Source organism: Amycolatopsis nivea, from assembly GCF_004522235.1.
GTDB lineage: Bacteria > Actinomycetota > Actinomycetes > Mycobacteriales > Pseudonocardiaceae > Amycolatopsis > Amycolatopsis nivea.
Genome location: NZ_SDLT01000009.1, coordinates 38194 through 55254, shown reverse-complemented (window position 1 = coordinate 55254; position 17061 = coordinate 38194). Strand labels below are relative to the sequence as shown.

The window sequence follows — 17061 nt, the reverse complement described above, 5'->3', positions numbered from 1 at the left end:
GGTTCGTCCCCGCGGCGGGCAACCGGCCGCTCGCAGGAAGGAACGACTGCAGTGACGGAGCGCCTTTTCGAGCACGACCGGCGAGCGTCGATGCGCCGCTCGGTGACCGGCGGTGTGCTCAAAGCAACCCTGCTCGCCGGGCTCACGCTGATTTTCGTCTATCCGGTCGCGATGATCGTGCTCGGCGCCTTCCGCGACGGGCTGCCCTCGGACAACATGCCGTTCACCATGGGCGGCCTGCTCGCCGCGTTCGAGGCCCCGGAAACGTGGCACACGCTGTGGAACTCGATCGTGCTGGTCGTCGTGTGCGGCACCATCTCGGTGGCCGGCGGCGGGCTGTTCGCCTGGATCGCGGCCAACACGAACGTGCCCGGCCGCAAGCTGCTCACGCCGATCATGGTGATCAACCTGTTCGTCCCGCCGCTGTTTCACACCCTCGGCTGGATCATGCTCGGCAACGCGCAGAACGGCCTGCTCAACCAGTTCGGCCGGGAGCTCGGCACGCACGGCCCGCTGATCAACATCCAGGGCTGGGGCGGGCTGATCCTGCTGACGTCGCTCGGCTACATGCCGTTCGCGTACCTGCTGCTGCTCGGCGCGTTCAAGAACCGCGACCAGTCGCTCGACGAGGCCGCGGCGATCAGCGGCGCGGGCACGGTGCGGACCTTCTTCACCATCACGATCCCGTCGGTCGGCCCGGCGATCACCGGCGCGGCCCTGCTGATCGCGGTGCTGGTGTTCCAGTCGTTCGACGGACCGCAGTTGATCGGCCGCCAGGCGGGCATCTACGTCTTCTCGACGCAGATATATCACTACGTCCGGGATGAGGCGCCAGCCGAGTACACCAAGGCGTTCGCGCTGTCGCTCGTGCTGATCCTGCTGGTGCTGCTGTTGTTCCTGGCGCAGCGCTGGATGCTGCGCGGCCGCAGCTTCACCACGCTCACCGGCAAGACGTCGCGGCGCGATCCGCAGGAGCTGGGCCCGATCCGCTGGGTGCTGTCCGCGCTGATCGTCGTGGTGGTGCTGCTGAACTTCCTGCTGCCGCTGTTCGCGATGGTGCTCGGCAGCCTGCAGCCGATCTTCGGGGTGATGAGCACCGGGCTGACCCTGGACAACTACGTCACGATGCTCACCGACCCGCAGTTCAGCTCGAGCCTCGCGCTCACCGCGTGGCTCGCGGTCATCGGCGGCTTCGGCTCGATCTCGATCGCGCTGCTCACGACGTACGTCACCGCGCGGCGCCGGGGATTCCTGCGCAGCTACACCTCGTTCGCCGTCTGGATTCCGTGGGCGCTGCCCGGCGTCGTGCTCGGCCTCGCCTACATGTTCGCCGTGCTTTACCTCCCGGCGTTCCGCGGGCTCTACGGTTCGGCGTTCCTGATGACGCTCGTGCTGGTCGTCGCCACGATCCCGGTGTCCAGCCGGATCGCCGAGGGCGCGCTCGCCCAGCTGTCGCCCGAACTGGAGGAGGCCGGGCGGATGTCCGGCGCGAGCGCGGGCCGGGTGCTGGTGACCATCGTGCTGCGCCTGGTCATCCCGAGCTTCCTGGCCGGCTGGTTCCTCTCCGCGCTGTTCATCTCGGGCAACCTCGCCGTGCCGATGCTGCTGGCTCCGCCCGGGCTGGAACCCGTTTCATTGACCGCCTTCCAGCAGTTCCTCACCGGCGAGATGTCCCGCGGCGCGGCGCTGTTCATGATCATCCTGCTCGCCGCGTTCGCCGTCCTCGCGCTCGCCGCGGTGTCCGTCAAGCTCGGCGGCCGGATCCTCGGCCGCCGCACCGACCAGTTGTCCGGCTCGTTCTCCCGCATCACCCACTGACCCGAGAGGAAGAACAATGAAGTTCTCCCGCACGAAACTGCGCGCGCCAGCGCTGGCGCTCACCGCCGGGCTGCTCGTCTCGCTCACCGCCTGCGCGTCGGCGGGCGCGACCAAGTCGAGCACCCCGGTCGAGGTCCCCGGTGCGTCCGCGGCGGCCAACAAGTACATGAACGAGCTGTACGACAAGGCGTTCGCGGCCAACCACACCCAGCTCGTGCTGTACGGGCCCGGGGTGACCGCGAACCAGGCGATGAACGACGTGTTCACCAAGCGCTTCCCCGGGATCAAGCTGCTCCCGCAGGACCAGGCGGACGCGCAGATCCTCACCAAGCTCGACACCGAGGCGCAGAGCGGGAACCGGATCGCGGACATCTACGTCGGCGGCGAATCCCCGCAGGCGGCGGCGAAGCCGAACATCTGCACCACCGCGGACGTGCGCACCGCCGACCCCGGGTTCAAGATCCCGACCGACAACGACGGCCGGCTCACCTATTTCGCCTTGCGCTACTTCGGTTTCGTCTACAACACCGACCAGGTGCAGAAGCAGGACGCGCCGAAGAACTGGCACGACCTGCTCGACCCGAAGTGGAAGGGCAAGATCGCGGTCGGCGACATGACCGTGCCCGGCGGCATCCGGTACATCCTCGAATCGCTGATGCTGCCGGAAAACGAGAAGAAGTGGGGCCGCTCCTACCTGGAGAAGCTGGCCGCGCAGGACCTGCAGATATCTCAATCCGAGCCGATGGTGCCCACAGACGTCGCCAGCGGCCGGTTCCCGGTCGGCATCGCCGTGTACCAGGGCTACTTCGAGGCGCAGAAGAAGAAGGGCGCGCCGATCGACATGGTGTTCCCGCTGGAGGACGGCGGAAACTACATGGCGCGCTCGGCACTGTGCCTGATCAAGAACGCGCCGCACGCCGAGGCCGCGCAGCTGTACGTCAACTGGCTGTACTCGCCGGAAGGCCAGAAAGCGCTGGCGGAGAAGGACAATTCCTACGGCCGCACGCCGACCGCGCCCGGCCCGCCGGGACTGCCGTCGCTCGACAAGCTGCCGCGGCTGCCGTTCTCGAACCCCGACCCCGCGTTCAACAAGCCGTACTTCGACTTCATCACCCAGGCGTTCAAGAAGTAGCACCTCGCCTCCCGGCCGAAGAGAAAGCGCAGGTCACGATGACCGAGGTCCAGGTATCCGGACTCACCAAGAAGTACGGCGCGAAGGCGGCGCTGCACGAACTGGATCTGACGATCGAGTCGGGGCAGTTCGTGACGCTGCTCGGCCCCTCGGGCTGCGGCAAGACCACGACGTTGCGCTGCCTGGCCGGGCTGGAACGGCCGACCTCGGGCCGGATCGTCATGGGCGACCGGGTCGTGGTCGACACCGCGCGGCGCACGTTCGTGCCCGCGGACAAACGCCAGGTCGGCATGGTGTTCCAGAGCTATGCGCTGTGGCCGCACCTGAGCGTCACGGACAACGTCGCGTACCCGCTGAAGGTCGCGCGGATGCCCGGCCGGGAGCGTGCGCAGCGGGTGCAGGAAATGCTGGACGCGGTCGGTCTGTCCGACCTCGGGAAGCGTTCGGTCACCGCCCTGTCGGGCGGTCAGCAGCAGCGCGTGGCCCTTGCCCGTGCGCTGGCCGCCCGGCCGGGGATCATTTTCTACGACGAGCCGCTGTCCAATTTGGACAGCAAACTGCGGTACCAGATGGGCCAGCAGGTGCGCTCGCTGCACAACCGGTTCGAGACGACGTCGGTCTACGTGACGCACGACCAGGAGGAAGCGATCACGCTGTCCGACCGGATCATCGTGATGAGCGAGGGCGTGATCGTCCAGTCCGGCACGCCGAGCGACCTGTACGACCGCCCGAATTCCGCGTATGTCGCGGATTTCATGGGCTTTCAGAACATTCTGCCCGGGACGGTCACCGGCGTGCACGGGAAGACTGCCGACGTGCGGGTCGACGACACTTCGCTGGTCTTCTCCGGGATCGCGACCGGCGAGGTTTCGATCGGGGACCGGGCCGACATCGCGTTTCGCGCCGCGCATGCGCGGCTGTCCCCGCAGGGTTCCGGGCCCGGTGCGTTCGGCGGAACTGTCGAGCGCACGACCTACCTCGGCAGTGCCGTCAACCTTCTCGTCCGCGCGGAAGGGCTCCCCATGCGCGTGCGCACCGAAACGGCCGAACTGTCCGCGGAATCCGTCCCGACCGCCGGCGAGGAACACACTTTCGCGGTCAGCCCCGACCGTGCCGTCGTCATTCCGCACGAGAACGCGGCCCCCGCCGACGACGATTACCTGACCACGATGACCGATGCCGCCGTCGCGCCCCGCTGACGCCGGACGAAGGGAAGAATCCGTGCCCGATTTCTCCAGTCCTCGCTCCGACGGGCCGCGGATCCGGGAACTCGCCGAGATCGGCGGGCGCACCGACACCCGCGACGTTCTCGCCCACGCGACCAAACAGGCCGAGCGGGAGTACGACGACTACTTCATCGTCGATATCGACGCGCACGTCTCGGAAGACCATTTCTGGGGCGAGGTGCTGGAACTCATCGACAACGATGTGTGGCGCCAGATCGGCATGGACCAGTTCGGCAAGTTCGCGGGCAACAACGCGCTGCTGAACATTCAGCCGGGGATGTCGCACCAGAGTGTCGGCGGGCGGATCGGGCATCAGGGCCGCAAGGAGCCGCTCGACGGGGTGTCCGGGCATCCGTTCGTCGCCGCCGCCCGGCGCGGGATGGACGCGATGGGGCTGGATTATCAGGTGGTGTTCCCCAGCGCGATGTTGTTGCTGGGCATGCATCCGCAGGACGAGATCGAGGTCGTGCTCGGGCGCGCGTTCAACCGATGGCTGACCGAAGTCGTTCTGCCGCACGACGATCGGCTCAAGGGGATGTTGTATCTGCCGTACAACACGCCGGAGGTCTGCGAGGAACTGGTCGAGAAGTATTCCGGTGATGACGGGATCATCGGGTACACAGTGTGTTCTACGCGCAACAATCCGGTGCATTCGGATGTTTACACGCGGTTGTACAAGCTCATCGAGGACAGCGGGAAGCCGCTCGCGTTCCACTCCGGGTATCACTGGGGTGATCCGTCGTTCGCCCAGTTGAACCGGTTCCTGTCGATGCATGCGTTGTCGTTCACGCATTACAACCAGATTCATGTGACCAACTGGATCATCAACGCGATGCCGGAGCGGTTTCCGCGGCTGAAGATGGTGTGGGTGGAGAGCGGGCTGGCCTGGATTCCGTTCCTCATGCAGCGGCTTGACCACGAGGTGCTGATGCGGCCCAGTGAGGCTCCTGGGTTGACTCGGTTGCCCAGTGAGTACATGAAGGAGATGTGGTATACGAGTCAGCCGATGGAGCGGACCAGCATGGAGTTGCTGGAGGCGGGGATGAAGGCGTTCAACGCGGAAACTCAGTTGTTGTATTCTTCGGACTGGCCGCATTGGGATTGGGACGCGCCGTCCACGATTACGCGATTGCCGTTTTTGTCTGAACAGGCTAAGCGGAATATTCTGGGGTTGAATGCCGCTCGGGTGTTCAATCTTCCTACTGATCGGCGGAAGCCTGCTGCGAAGAGCGTGCTTCATGAGCGGCCTGGGGTTTCGTGATGACATCTGAACTTGCTTCACTGGTATCTCGGCTGGGCTCGCTGACATCTGAGATCGCCTCGGGGGACAGGGCCGCGGCGGTCGCCGACGAAGAGATCGCTGAGTTGTTGTACGCGGCGGCTCGGTTGTTCTCTGCCAAGACGGATCGGGTGGGGAAGATTTCCTGGCCGGTTCGCGAGGACGCGTTGACGGCTACTGAGACCGTGGTTTTGGTTACTGCGTTGCTGGATGCCGCGGATGTGAATATTTTCGATATGGCGATCTGGTATCGGAGGGCCGAATGAGCTCGGTGCGGCGGGACGTTGTTGTTGCTGGGTTGGCGGATCTTCGGGTCCGGGGGCGGGTCGTGGTGGACGTCGACGGCCTGGAGGTGGGGGTTTACTTTCATGCTGGGGAGGTGCGGGTTTGGCATAATGTGTGTCCGCATCAGGGCGGGCCGGTTTGCCAGGGGAAGATGATGCCGCGGACTGTTCAGCCGGTTCGGGAGGATCGGAAGAGTGCTGGGCCTGCGTTTCATCCGGCTGATCGGAATATTGTTTGTCCTTGGCATGGGTTTGAGTTTGATGTTCTTACTGGGCGGCATCCGGCGGATGGTTCTGTGCGGTTGAGGGCGGTTCCGGTTCGGGTGGTGGGGGATGAGGTTGTGGTTCGTATCTGATGTCTGCTTGGTGGGCGGCTCGTCGCCTGGGGGCGACATTGCGCCTGGCGGGGAGGCTTGGCACCCCGATTTTTTAGTGTCACTACGGCGCGGGGGTGCTTGTCAAGGCGGGAAAGATGCCTTGACAAGCACCCCCCGCGCCGTGTTTTTGGCTTCGTATCGGGGGTGGGGGAGGTGTGGCTGCCTTGCTTTGGGTGCATCGGCTGCGGGGGCGTGAGGGGGCACTGAGTGAATTTCGGGCGGCGAGGGTGCCCCCACGCGCTTCGCGTGCGTTAGATCGTGGTGGGGTCTACGTCTACTGCGGCGAAAAGGGTTCGCGCGCAAAGGTCTCGTAGCTCTTCGGTGCTGATCTTCGGTTCGTCCAGCCAGTCCAGGATTAGTGTTGCCACGAAAGAAAGCCATCCCCGCACTGCGAGTTGTGTCGTGGGGGTGACTGGGCGCAGTTGGCTCACGGCGGACAGGATGCGGTCCGCGTTCGCTGCCATTCCTGCTTCGCAGATTTCCCGGATTTCGCGGTCCGCGTCGCCTGCGCTGCGGTGCACGATGCGGTAGCCGTCGGGGTGGGTGCGGGCGAATTCCAGGTATACCTCCAGCCCGGCGCGCAGTTGTTCGGCTACCGGCAGTGCTGGGTCGGGTTCGCTCATGGCCAGGAGCTGGTCTCGCTGGCCGCGCACGATTGCGGCGAAGAAGTCCTTTTTGGTGGGGAAGTAGTGGTACAGCAAACCGCGGGAGACGCCCGCGATTTCGGCTACCTCTTCGATCCACACCTCGTCGTACGGGCGGCCCGCGAACAGGCCTGCTCCGATGGTCAGCAGCTGTTCGCGGCGCTGTTCGGTGCTCAGGCGCGTCCGCATCTCCCCAGCTTACTTGACACCGGTTCAGTAGCGGGGGATGGTGACCCTATTGGATGTGGGTTCAGTAGGGAGCGAAACTGTGGACACCACCGCGATTCCGCATCGGCCGGGCCGGTTGCCGGTGCTCGGGGACCTGCTCGGGACCAATGTGCGCACGCCGTTGCAGAGCACCATGCGGGCCGGTGCGGGGCTCGGGCCGATTTTCACCCGGAAGTTCTTCGGTCTCGAGATCGTGTTCGCCTGCGGGATCGACCTGGTCACCGAGCTGAACGACGAGACAAGGTTCGGCAAGCACGTCGGGCTTGGCGTCGAGCGGTTGCGCGGGGTCGTCGGCGACGGGCTGTTCACCGCGCACACGCGCGAGCCCAACTGGCGGCTGGCGCACGACATCCTGCAGCCCGCGTTCTCCGCCGAGGCGATGCGCCGCTACCACGCGATGATGCTCGACGTCGCCCGCGAGCTGACCGCGGCGTGGGACCGCGCGGACGGTCCGGTCGACGTCGCTGCCGACATGACCCGGCTGACGCTCGAGACGATCGGGCTCGCTGGGTTCGGGTACCGGTTCGGGTCGTTCGAGCGGGCCGAACCGCATCCGTTCGTCACCGCGATGATCCGTGCGTTGCGGTTCGCGCAGCTGGACAACGTCAAGCTTCCGTTCGTGCGGCGGGCGCTGGCCGGGTCGGCCGCGCAGAACCAGGCTGACATCGCGACCATGACGAACCTGGTCGACGAGGTCATCGAGAGCCGCCGCCGGGAAGGCGGCGAAGCACGCGACCTGCTCGGTCTGATGCTCACCGACGGGCACCCGATGACCGGGGAGCGGCTCGACCCGGTGAACATTCGCAACCAGGCCATCACTTTCGTCGTCGCGGGGCACGAGACGACGTCGGGCGCGCTGTCGTTCGCGCTCTACTACCTGACGCGTCATCCGGAACTGCTGGCGAAGGCGCGCGCTGAAGTCGACGCGGTGTGGGGTGGTCGCGAACCGGCCTTCGGGGACGTCGCGAAGCTTCGGTACGTCCGCCGCGTGCTCGACGAGGCGATGCGGCTGTGGCCGACCGCGCCCGGTTATACCCGGGAAGCCCGCGAAGATCTGGTGCTGGGCGGGAAATACCCGATGCGCAAGGGCGATTCAGTCATCGTGCCGCTGCCGATGCTCCACCGCGATCCGGCCGTGTGGGGGCCGGATCCGGAGAAGTTCGATCCGGACCGCTTCGAGCCGGCGGCGGTGCGGAAGCGTCCGGCTCAGGCGTACAAACCGTTCGGCACCGGGGAACGCGCGTGCATCGGCCGCCAGTTCGCGCTGCACGAAGCGGTGCTGGCGCTGGGGGTCATGCTGCAGCGCTACGACTTCGAGGCAGACCCGGCGTACGAGCTGAAGATCGTGGAATCGCTGACGCTGAAGCCGAGCGGATTCACCCTCCGGCCGCGGATCCGGGAGCGAGCGGTCGGGCTGACCTCAGCTGCTGCCCGCTAGTTCTCCGGACAGGGTCTCGTGCATCGCCGCGCTGTGTTTGTTCAGGCCGACGATCTCGACGGTTTTCCCGCGGGCCTCGTACTTCGTCGTGATGGCGTCGAGCGCGGCGACGGTCGAGGCGTCCCAGATGTGCGCGGCGGATAGGTCGACGACCACGCGTTCCGGGTCGTCGGCGTAGTCGAACTGGTAGACCAAGTCGTTGCTGGACGCGAAGAACAGCGCCCCGGTCACGGTGTACCGGACGCTGCCGGGCTCGCGCACCGCGGTCACCTCGACCAGGTGCGCGACCCGGCGCGCGAAGATCACCATCGCGGTGATCGACCCGACCACGACCCCGATCGCGAGGTTGCTGGTCGCCACCACGATGCCCACGGTCACCGCCATCACCGCGACCTCGCCGACCGGCATCCGCTTCAGCGTCTTGGGCGCGATCGAATGCCAGTCGAAGGTGCCGAACGCGACCAGCACCATCACCGCGACCAGCGCGGCCATCGGGATCCGCGACACGACCGGCCCGAACACCAGGCACAGCACCATCAGGAACGCCCCGGCGAGGAACGTCGACAGCCGCGTCCGGCTGCCCGCGACCTTGACGTTGATCATGGTCTGGCCGATCATCGCGCAGCCGCCCATGCCGCCGAAAATCCCGGTGACGACGTTGGCGACGCCCTGCCCGACCGCCTCGCGGGTCTTGTTCGAATGCGAGTCCGTGATGTCGTCGACCAGTTTGGCGGTCATCAGCGATTCCATCAGCCCGACCAGGGCGAACGCCAGTGCGTACGGCGCGATCAGGCCGAGCGTGCCGAAGGTGAACGGCACGTCCGGGATCCCCGGCACCGGCAGCGCCGAGGGCAGCGCGCCCTTGTCGCCGACGGTCGGCACCGCGATTCCGGCCGCGATCGTCAGCGCGGTGAGCACCGCGATCGACACCAGCGGCGCGGGCACGGCCTTGGTGAGCCGCGGGAAGAACACCATGACCGCGAGACCGCCGGCGAACAGCGGATACACCGGCCACGGCACGTCGATCAGCTCCGGAACCTGCGCCAGGAAGATCAGGATCGCCAGCGCGTTCACGAAGCCGACCATCACGCTGCGCGGAACGAAGCGCATCAGCCGCGCGACGCCGAGCGAGCCGAGCACGATCTGGAACAGCCCGCCCAGCACCACCGTCGCGACGAGGTAGCCGAACCCGTGTTCCCTCGCCAGCGGCGCGACCACCAGGGCGATCGCTCCGGTCGCCGCGGAGATCATCGCCGGACGGCCGCCGACGAACGAGATCACCACCGCCATGGTGAACGACGCGCACAGGCCCACGCGCGGATCGACCCCGGCGATCACCGAGAACGAGATCGCCTCCGGGATCAGCGCGAGCGCGACGACCAGCCCGCCGAGGATTTCGGTGCGCGCGACCCGCGGCGACAGCCATGCCGGACGTCGAATGGACACAGTGGACAGTGACGAGGGCACGGTGGATTACCTGTCGGTTTCGGGGGCGGGCAGAAAGAGCCGTTTCCGACGGTAGCGGACCGATCGGACAGCGCCGCCGTCTCCCGCCTTCAGGTGAGTTGTGGGTCACCTCGCTTTCCCGTCGCGGGAGACCGCGCTACGATCAGGGCAGTCGTACAGGACGATCGCCCTGAACGACTGCCCAGGACGACCGACCAGGAGAAAAGCGGATGACTTCACCGGCAGCGGCACGGGGGCGTGACGTGCGGCAACGGTTGCTGGCTGCGGCGACGGAGCTGGTGCCCGAACGCGGCTGGGCAGCGGTGAGCACCCGCGTGCTGGCGGACCGGGCGGGGGTGACGCCGAGCGTGGTGCACTACCACTTCCCGTCGCTGCAGGCGTTGCTCCGCGAGGCGGTCCTGGACGCGATGCGCGAGGTGCTGGAGAGCGTCGGGCCTGCGCTGGCCGCGACGCAGAACCCGGCTGACCTGGTGTCCGCGCTGTTCGGGTCGGTCGAGCCGTACAGCGGGGTGGACCCGCTGTCGGTGCTGTTCATCGAGGCGTATCTGGCGGCGCGGCGCGACGACGAACTGCGGGACCAGATCGGGGGACTGCTCCTGGCGTTCCGCGCGCAGGTCAGCAGCTGGCTGGCCGAACGCGGCGTCCCCGATCCGGAGGCGACCACGGAGGTGCTGGTGGCGACCGTCGACGGCTTGCTGCTGCACCGCGGGCTCGCCCCCGGTGGGGATCCGGCGGCGGTCACCGCCGTCCTGCGCGGGCTGGTCACGCAACCTCAGGGAGGGGAAATGCGATGAGAATCCTGGTCTGCGGCGCCGGTATCACCGGGCTGGCCGCGGCGAACCGGCTGTCGGAGCTGGGCAACGAGGTCACGCTGGTGGAGCGGGCGCCCGGGCCGCGTCCGCAGGGCTACATGATCGACTTCTTCGGTCCCGGCTACGACGCGGCCGAAGCGATGGGAGCGTTGCCCGCCATCAAGGAGGCGGCGTATCCGATTTCCGAAGCGATTCTCCTTGACGCACAAGGAAAGCGCCGGTCCGATATTCAATTCGGCCAGTTCGCGCGCACCGTCGGCGGCCGGTTGCTGAGCGTCCTGCGGCCGGATCTGGAGCAGGCCTTGCGCACGTCGCTGCCCGCGGCGGTCGAGCTTCGGTACGACAGCGGGGTGGTCGCTGTCGAGGGCGACGGCGACCGGGTCGCCGCGACGCTCTCGGATGGTTCCGTGCTCGAAGCCGACCTGCTGGTGGGCGCTGACGGGATCCATTCGACGGTCCGGCGGCTGGTGTTCGGCGAGGAATCGCGGTTCCTGCGCTACCTCGGCTTTCACACCGTGGCGTTCCTGTTCAAGTCCCCCGAGATCCACGCCGTGGCAAACGGACGGTTCTGCCTCACCGACACCGTCGGCAGGCAGATGGGTTTCTACGGCTTGCGCGCGGGAACGGTCGCCGCCTTCGCGGTCCACCGCACGCCCGATCCCGCCCTGCCCGGCGACGTCCGGGAGTCGCTGCTGGACACCTACGGCTCGCTGGGCTGGATGGTGCCGGAAGCGTTGCGGCACTGCCCGCCGTCCGAGGAAATCTATTACGACCAGGTCGCCCAAATTGAGATGCCAACGTGGCGCAAGGGCCGCGTCACGCTGGTCGGGGACGCGGCGTACGCGGTGTCGCTGCTGGCCGGACAGGGTGCGTCGCTCGGGATCGCGGGCGCGTACGTGCTGGCCGATCAGCTGCACCGGGCGTCGTCGATCGCCGAAGGGCTGGCGGAATACGAGCGGCTGTGGCGTCCCGTCGCGGCCGACAAACAGCACTTGGCCCGCAACGGCGCACGATGGTTCCTCCCGGACAGCAAACCGCAGCTCTACCTGCGTCGGCTCGCGCTCAAACTGGCCCGGTTGCCGGGAATTGACCGAGTCGTGGCCGGGAGTTTGACCGGGAAGTCCACCGCGCTCATCACGAACCTGCACCATTCGGCAAGGGAAGGAGTCCGACCGTGAAACCGATCGCGCGCACGGTCTTCAAGGCGCCGGCGAAGCTGTACGACCGCGACCTGGGATGGTTGCTGGGCAAGCGGTTCCTGTGCCTGACCCACGTCGGCCGCAAGTCCGGCCGCGAGTACCGGACGGTCCTGGAGGTGATCGGCCTCCGTCCCCGATCCGACGAGGTGCTGGCCATCGCGGGATTGGGCCCGTCCTCGGACTGGTACCGCAACATCCAGGCGGCCCCCGCGGCGGAGGTCGCGATCGGCCGCCGGAAGTTCGTCCCCGCGTACCGCGTCCTCGACGAAGCCGAAGCCGCCGACGCGATCGCCGACTACGAACGCCGAAACCTGCTGCTGCGCCCGGTTTTGCACCCCGTGCTGAGCAAACTGCTGGGCTGGCGCTACGACGGCTCCGACGCGGCGCGGCACCGGATGGTCCGGCAATTGCCGATCGTCGCCTTCCGTCCCCGGGACGGAGCTGAACCCGACCAAGAAGGTACTGACCGCTGATGAACTACATCGCCGAACTGCGCGAACTAGTCGGCACGCGCCCGCTGATCCTGCCCGGCACGTCCGTGCTGATCGCCGACGAGCGCGGCAGGCTGCTGCTGGTGTTCCGCGAGGAAAGCCAGGACTGGGGGCTGCCCGGCGGATTCCTCGACCCCGGCGAGTCCTACGAGGACGCGGGCCGCCGCGAGGTGCGCGAGGAAATCGGCCTGGCGGTGCGGGACCTCGAACTGTTCGGCGTCTACTCCGGACCGGAGTACTTCTACCGGTACCCGCACGGCGACGAGGTCCACAACGTCACCGCCGCGTTCACCGCGACCGTCGAGAACACCGAGGTCACTGTGGACGGCACGGAGATCACCGGCTACGAGTTCTTCGAGCTGGACCGGCTTCCGGACGACATCATCGCGCCGGAGAGGCCGATCGTCGAGGATTACGTGAAGCGGTTCGGCGGGTAAGGGTTCGCGGCCGTCCGGGGGCGAGGCGCGCCGCCTCCTAGCGGGTTGACGGACAGTGTCGTCTGGACTGGTCAGACGGTTTTCGTCATCCCGCCGTCGAGCACGAGATCCGCACCGCTCATGTTCGCGACCTTCCCCGAAGCCAGGAACACCACCAAGGCCGCGACCTCCTCCGGATCAGCGAACTCGCCCGTCGAAAGCCCCACCGCGGCGGGAAGCCGGTCCTTGAACTCCGCCAGCCCGCTCCCCGCGCGCCGGGCGAGCTGGTCCCCTGGGCCGCCGGGCGAGGTCCACAGGTCGGTCCACACCGGGCCGGGCGAGATCGTGTTCACGCGCAGGCCGCGTCCGCCGAACTCCTCCGCCAGCGCCTTGCCGAGGTTCGTCACCGCGGCCTTGACCGCCGACTGCGCGACCAGCCGCGGCTGCGGCACCTTGGCGTTCACCGAGCTGATGTTGACCACCGCGCCCCGGCGTTCGAGCAGGCTCGCCAAGGCGGCTCGCGTGGCGCGGACGTTCGACAGGAACGTGACGTTGAACGTGTGCAGCCACGCCTCGTCGTCGAGTTCGAGGAACCCGCCGGGCGGATTCGAGGTGCCCGCGACGTTGTTGACCAGCAGATCGATCCCGCCGTGCTGATCGAGCGCGTGCTGCACGACCCGCGCCGGCTCGTCCGGGTCGCCCAGATCGGCCCCGAGAGCGTCCGGGGTCAGCTCCTTCAGCGAGGGGGTGACTGTCCGGCTCGCCGCGACGACGGCGTACCCGTCCTCGACCAGTGCCCGGACGATCGCCAGCCCGATTCCCCGTCCGGCTCCGGTCACCACGGCAACCCGCTTCGGTTCAGTCACCAGGAAAGTCCCCTCCGTTAGGTCGAGCAGGAAACCGCACCGGAACTCGGCTGCGGGTACGAATTTCGTTGCAGCGCAGGGTATTTCGGGTCCGGGCGGCGCATTGTCCAGCCAGCGTATCCCGAAATGTCCCTGTCGTGGCGGCTCGCCGCTTACTTGCCGAGCGCGTCCACCCCGGCCTGGGCGAAGGTCTCGTCCTGCGCACCCGACGGCGCGCCTGCCACGCCGACCGCCGCGATCGGGGCGTTGTTCGCGTCCACCGGGACCGCTCCGGCGAGGAACAGGGTGCCCTTGATGTCCTTCAGGGTCGGGGCCTGCTGCAGCCGGCCGGTCAGTTCCGAGGTCTTGGCGTTCCACGCGACCGCGGTGAACGCCTTCTCCTCCGCCGACGAGTACGACTGCGGGCCGGCGCCGTCGCCGCGCAGGGTCACGATGGTGTTGCCGTCGCGGTCGACCACCGCGACCGACACCTTCTGGCCCGCCTTCTCGGCGGCGTCGAGCGCGGCCTGCGCGGCCTTCTGCGCGGCGGCGATTGAGAGGTGCGTGGTCTGGACCAGCCCCTTCGGCGCGGCCTGGGCGGGAGCGGCGGCGGCCGCGGCGGTGGCGGCCGGGGCGGCCGGGGTGGCGGCGTTGGCGGCCAGCGCGCCGGTCGTGGCGGCTCCGATCACGGCGAGCCCGCCGACGACGGTGGCGACGCGGGTCTTGGCGGTGAAGTTCTTCATCGGGTGCTCCTTGGCTTGTCCGGCTTGATGGATTCATCGTGCGTCCGGGACCGCCTTCACCGGATCGGAGTCTCGGCTCGCCTCGCGGCGCGGAACGGCCGACACTCGGGTCATCCGATCGGCTGATGCCGACCGGGTTGGCACAGGTCAGGCTCGATGTGGGACCGGAAAAACGGAGGGCGGCGATGACCGATCGGGACGCGCGGTGGCTCGCCGCGACCATGCACACGGCGTTCTTCCTGCTGCTGGTCGCGTCGATCGTGCGCTTCCTCGACCACCACCACGGCGAACCGGCCGCGCCCTGGGTGATCGCGCTGACCGGTTGCCTGGCGGCGGTCTACGCGGTCGGCCTGGTGCTGCGGGTCACCGGGCCCGAGCAGGTCACCGTGCCGTATCTCGGCTGGCTGACCGTCGTGACCGTGCTGTGGGTGGTGCTGGTGCTGCTCGCGCCGAGCTTCGCGTGGTGCGCGGTCCCGCTGTTCGTCACCGGCCTGCGCACGCTGCCGACCGGACCGGCGTTAGTACTGGTCACGCTGGTAACGGCGCTCGTGGTGATCTCGCAGAACCGGCTCTCGACCGGCTTCGACCCGAACCTGACGATCGTGCCGGTGGCCGTCGCCGCGGTGACTGCCGCGGTGATCACGTACCTGCGTCGGCAGGCGGTGCGGTTGCGGGAAACCGAGCGCCGCGCGGGGATGCTGGACGAACGCCAACGGCTGTCGCGCGAGATCCACGACGCGCTCGCGCAAGGTCTGTCCAGTCAGGCGATGCTGCTGCAGGCGGCCGACCGCGCGTGGGCCGATCCGGACCTGGCGCGCGAGCATTTGCATGCGGCACAACAGATCGGCACGCGAAACCTGGCCGAAGCCCGCGGTCTCGTCCAGGACCTGGCTCCCGCCGACCTCGACGGGCACTCGGTCGAGGAAGCCCTCCGGAACGTCGCCGAACGCGAACCGCAGCCGGTGCGCGTACAGGTCGACGGGCCCGCTCGGCCGCTGCCCAGCCGGGTGCAGTCCACTTTGGTGCGGATCGCGCAGGGCGCGCTGGCCAACGCCCGCGAACACGCCGACGCGTCGGGAGTGGCGATCACTCTCACCTACCTAGACGATGAGGTCGTGCTGGACATCACCGACGACGGCCGCGGTTTCGACCCGTCCGCCCCGAGCGCCGACGGCCGCGGTCATGGCCTGCCCGCCATGCGCGCGCGGGCAACGCAGCTCGGCGGCCGGTTGACTGTCGAATCCGCGCCCGGGCAGGGCACCGCCATCTCAGCCGCGATTCCGTTGGGACCAAGCCATGTCTGACGACCAGCTCATCCGCGTCGTGCTGTGCGACGACCACGCCATGGTCCGCGCCGGTCTGCGTGCGCTGCTGGCCGGCGCGGGCGGGATCGAGGTCATCGGCGAGGCCGCGACTGGGCAGGAGGCGATCAATCTCGCTGCTGCGTTGCGGCCGGATGTCGTGTTGATGGATTTGCAGCTGGGTGACGGAATGGACGGGGTGGAGGCTATTCGACGCATTCGTGCTGTTGCTGAGCCGCCTCGGGTTTTGGTGTTGACTACTTATGACACTGACGCTGATATCACTCGTTCTATTGCGGCCGGGGCTACGGGGTATTTGCTGAAGGCTGAGTCGGCGGATGAGCTGTATGCGGCTATTCGGGCGGCTGCGGCTGGGCGGACTGCGTTGTCGGCACCGGTGGCGGACCGGATGATGGCGCAGTTGCGGGCGCCTCGGCCTGCGTTGACTGATCGGGAGCGGGATATTCTCGAACAGTTGGCGCAGGGGGTGGGGAATCGGGAGATCGCTCGGCGGTTGTTTATCAGCGAGGCTACGGTTAAGACGCATTTGGGGCGGATTTATGAGAAGTTGGGGGTGGATACTCGGGCTGGGGCTGTTGCTGTGGCTAAGGAGCAGCGGTTGTTGCCGTGATCGCCGTTGGCTTGCGGGCCGTGGTTGCGTGGGGCACCCCGAAGCCCGATTGTGCTGACGGGCGGCGGGTGCTTGTCAAGGCGGGAAAGATGCCTTGACAAGCACCCGCCGCCCGCAGGGAGGCTTCGTATCGGGGTGCGGGGGAGGGGCTGGGTGCCTCGATGGTTGGGTGCATCGGCTGCGGGGGCGGGCTGGGTGCCTCTATCGCGGGTGCATCGGCTGCGGGGGCGGGCTGGGTGCCTCTATCGCGGGTGCATCGGCTGCGGGGGCGGGCTGGGTGCCTCTATCGCGGGTGCATCGGCTGCGGGGGCGGGCTGGGTGCCTCTATCGCGGGTGCATCGGCTGCGGGGGCGGGCTGGGTGCCTCTATCGCGGGTGCATCGGCTGCGGGGGCGGGCTGGGTGCCTCTATCGCGGGTGCATCGGCTGCGGTTTGGGTGGTGGCTAGCGCCCCAATGTGGCATTGGGTGCGTCGGATGCACCCAATGTGGCGTTCGGTGCGTGGGATGCACCCAATGCCGCATTGGGGCGGCAATCCCGATGGCGAGCCGGGCGGGGGTGGTCCGTGAAGGGCTCCTTGAGGGAATCTAAGTCCGTGAAGGAGCCCTTCACGGCGCGCGGGGAGGTGCGTGAGGGGAACCCTGAGGGAATCAGAGTCAATGAGGGTGGCCCTCACGTACTGGCTGGCTCGGGGAGTGTGACGTGGGGTGACGTGCACACCGCGCACTGCTA

At 67.7% G+C, this 17061-nt stretch carries 17 protein-coding genes; 13 read left to right on the top strand and 4 right to left on the bottom strand.

Going from position 1 to position 17061, the window contains the following annotated elements:
• Positions 1-51 precede the first annotated feature (51 nt).
• The 6 genes from EIZ44_RS13105 to EIZ44_RS13080 are packed head-to-tail and all read left to right on the top strand — an operon-like array spanning position 52 to position 6095.
• Positions 52-1818, top strand: coding sequence for an ABC transporter permease (locus EIZ44_RS13105; protein ID WP_037817915.1), 1767 nt, complete (start codon positions 52-54; stop codon positions 1816-1818).
• Between the two features lie 16 nt (positions 1819-1834).
• Positions 1835-2950: an ABC transporter substrate-binding protein gene (locus EIZ44_RS13100; protein WP_037817917.1), complete on the top strand. Its 1116-nt coding sequence runs from the start codon at positions 1835-1837 to the stop codon at positions 2948-2950.
• A gap of 38 nt (positions 2951-2988) precedes the next feature.
• A complete protein-coding gene (locus EIZ44_RS13095; protein WP_134728783.1) occupies positions 2989-4149 on the top strand; it encodes an ABC transporter ATP-binding protein in 1161 nt (386 codons plus the stop codon).
• A 22-nt stretch (positions 4150-4171) separates the two neighbouring features.
• Positions 4172-5437, top strand: coding sequence for an amidohydrolase family protein (locus tag EIZ44_RS13090; RefSeq protein WP_240691284.1), 1266 nt, complete (start codon positions 4172-4174; stop codon positions 5435-5437).
• Positions 5437-5721 (top strand): hypothetical protein, encoded by a 285-nt coding sequence (locus tag EIZ44_RS13085; protein WP_167754109.1) that lies wholly within the window; start codon positions 5437-5439, stop codon positions 5719-5721. The genes EIZ44_RS13090 and EIZ44_RS13085 overlap by 1 nt, the downstream gene beginning before the upstream one ends.
• Positions 5718-6095, top strand: coding sequence for a Rieske (2Fe-2S) protein (locus tag EIZ44_RS13080; RefSeq protein WP_134728778.1), 378 nt, complete (start codon positions 5718-5720; stop codon positions 6093-6095). Before EIZ44_RS13085 ends, EIZ44_RS13080 begins: the two co-directional genes overlap by 4 nt.
• Before the next feature lie 272 nt (positions 6096-6367).
• Here EIZ44_RS13080 and EIZ44_RS13075 read toward each other — a convergent pair whose 3' ends face one another.
• A complete protein-coding gene (locus tag EIZ44_RS13075; protein WP_037817921.1) occupies positions 6368-6949 on the bottom strand; it encodes a TetR/AcrR family transcriptional regulator in 582 nt (193 codons plus the stop codon).
• A 79-nt stretch (positions 6950-7028) separates the two neighbouring features.
• Here EIZ44_RS13075 and EIZ44_RS13070 point away from each other — a divergent pair, with 79 nt between their 5' ends.
• Entirely contained in the window at positions 7029-8426 is a 1398-nt protein-coding gene (locus EIZ44_RS13070; protein ID WP_205673131.1) for a cytochrome P450, read from the top strand.
• On the opposite strand, the gene EIZ44_RS13065 is transcribed toward EIZ44_RS13070, so the two are convergent.
• Entirely contained in the window at positions 8409-9893 is a 1485-nt protein-coding gene (locus EIZ44_RS13065) for a SulP family inorganic anion transporter (protein ID WP_037817924.1), read from the bottom strand. The two genes, EIZ44_RS13070 and EIZ44_RS13065, sit on opposite strands and share 18 nt — an antisense overlap.
• Before the next feature lie 209 nt (positions 9894-10102).
• Between EIZ44_RS13065 and EIZ44_RS13060 the strand changes: the two genes are divergently transcribed.
• Genes EIZ44_RS13060 through EIZ44_RS13045 form a run of 4 tightly spaced genes read left to right on the top strand, consistent with a single transcriptional unit; the run spans position 10103 to position 12832 of the window.
• Positions 10103-10687, top strand: a complete 585-nt coding sequence (locus tag EIZ44_RS13060; RefSeq protein ID WP_037817925.1) for a TetR/AcrR family transcriptional regulator — start codon at positions 10103-10105, stop codon at positions 10685-10687.
• Positions 10684-11883 (top strand): FAD-dependent monooxygenase, encoded by a 1200-nt coding sequence (locus EIZ44_RS13055; protein ID WP_134728774.1) that lies wholly within the window; start codon positions 10684-10686, stop codon positions 11881-11883. Before EIZ44_RS13060 ends, EIZ44_RS13055 begins: the two co-directional genes overlap by 4 nt.
• On the top strand, positions 11880-12377 hold the full coding sequence (locus EIZ44_RS13050; RefSeq protein ID WP_199818006.1) for a nitroreductase family deazaflavin-dependent oxidoreductase: 498 nt from the start codon (positions 11880-11882) through the stop codon (positions 12375-12377). The genes EIZ44_RS13055 and EIZ44_RS13050 overlap by 4 nt, the downstream gene beginning before the upstream one ends.
• Positions 12377-12832, top strand: coding sequence for an NUDIX hydrolase (locus EIZ44_RS13045; RefSeq protein ID WP_037817932.1), 456 nt, complete (start codon positions 12377-12379; stop codon positions 12830-12832). Before EIZ44_RS13050 ends, EIZ44_RS13045 begins: the two co-directional genes overlap by 1 nt.
• 71 nt (positions 12833-12903) lie before the next feature.
• Here the strand turns inward: EIZ44_RS13045 and EIZ44_RS13040 are convergent, their stop codons facing one another.
• Both EIZ44_RS13040 and EIZ44_RS13035 read right to left on the bottom strand, forming a co-directional pair.
• Positions 12904-13677, bottom strand: a complete 774-nt coding sequence (locus EIZ44_RS13040) for an SDR family NAD(P)-dependent oxidoreductase (protein ID WP_240691283.1) — start codon at positions 13675-13677, stop codon at positions 12904-12906.
• A gap of 152 nt (positions 13678-13829) precedes the next feature.
• Positions 13830-14399 carry a GlcG/HbpS family heme-binding protein gene (locus tag EIZ44_RS13035; protein WP_037817934.1) on the bottom strand — a complete coding sequence of 190 codons (570 nt, stop codon included), beginning with the start codon at positions 14397-14399 and terminating at the stop codon, positions 13830-13832.
• Between the two features lie 185 nt (positions 14400-14584).
• On the opposite strand from EIZ44_RS13035, the gene EIZ44_RS13030 reads away from it, so the two are divergent.
• Positions 14585-15703, top strand: a complete 1119-nt coding sequence (locus tag EIZ44_RS13030; protein ID WP_167754108.1) for a sensor histidine kinase — start codon at positions 14585-14587, stop codon at positions 15701-15703.
• The gene (locus EIZ44_RS13025) at positions 15696-16331 is read left to right on the top strand and encodes a response regulator (protein WP_134728770.1); all 636 of its coding nucleotides are present in this window, start codon (positions 15696-15698) and stop codon (positions 16329-16331) included. The genes EIZ44_RS13030 and EIZ44_RS13025 overlap by 8 nt, the downstream gene beginning before the upstream one ends.
• Positions 16332-17061 lie beyond the last annotated feature (730 nt).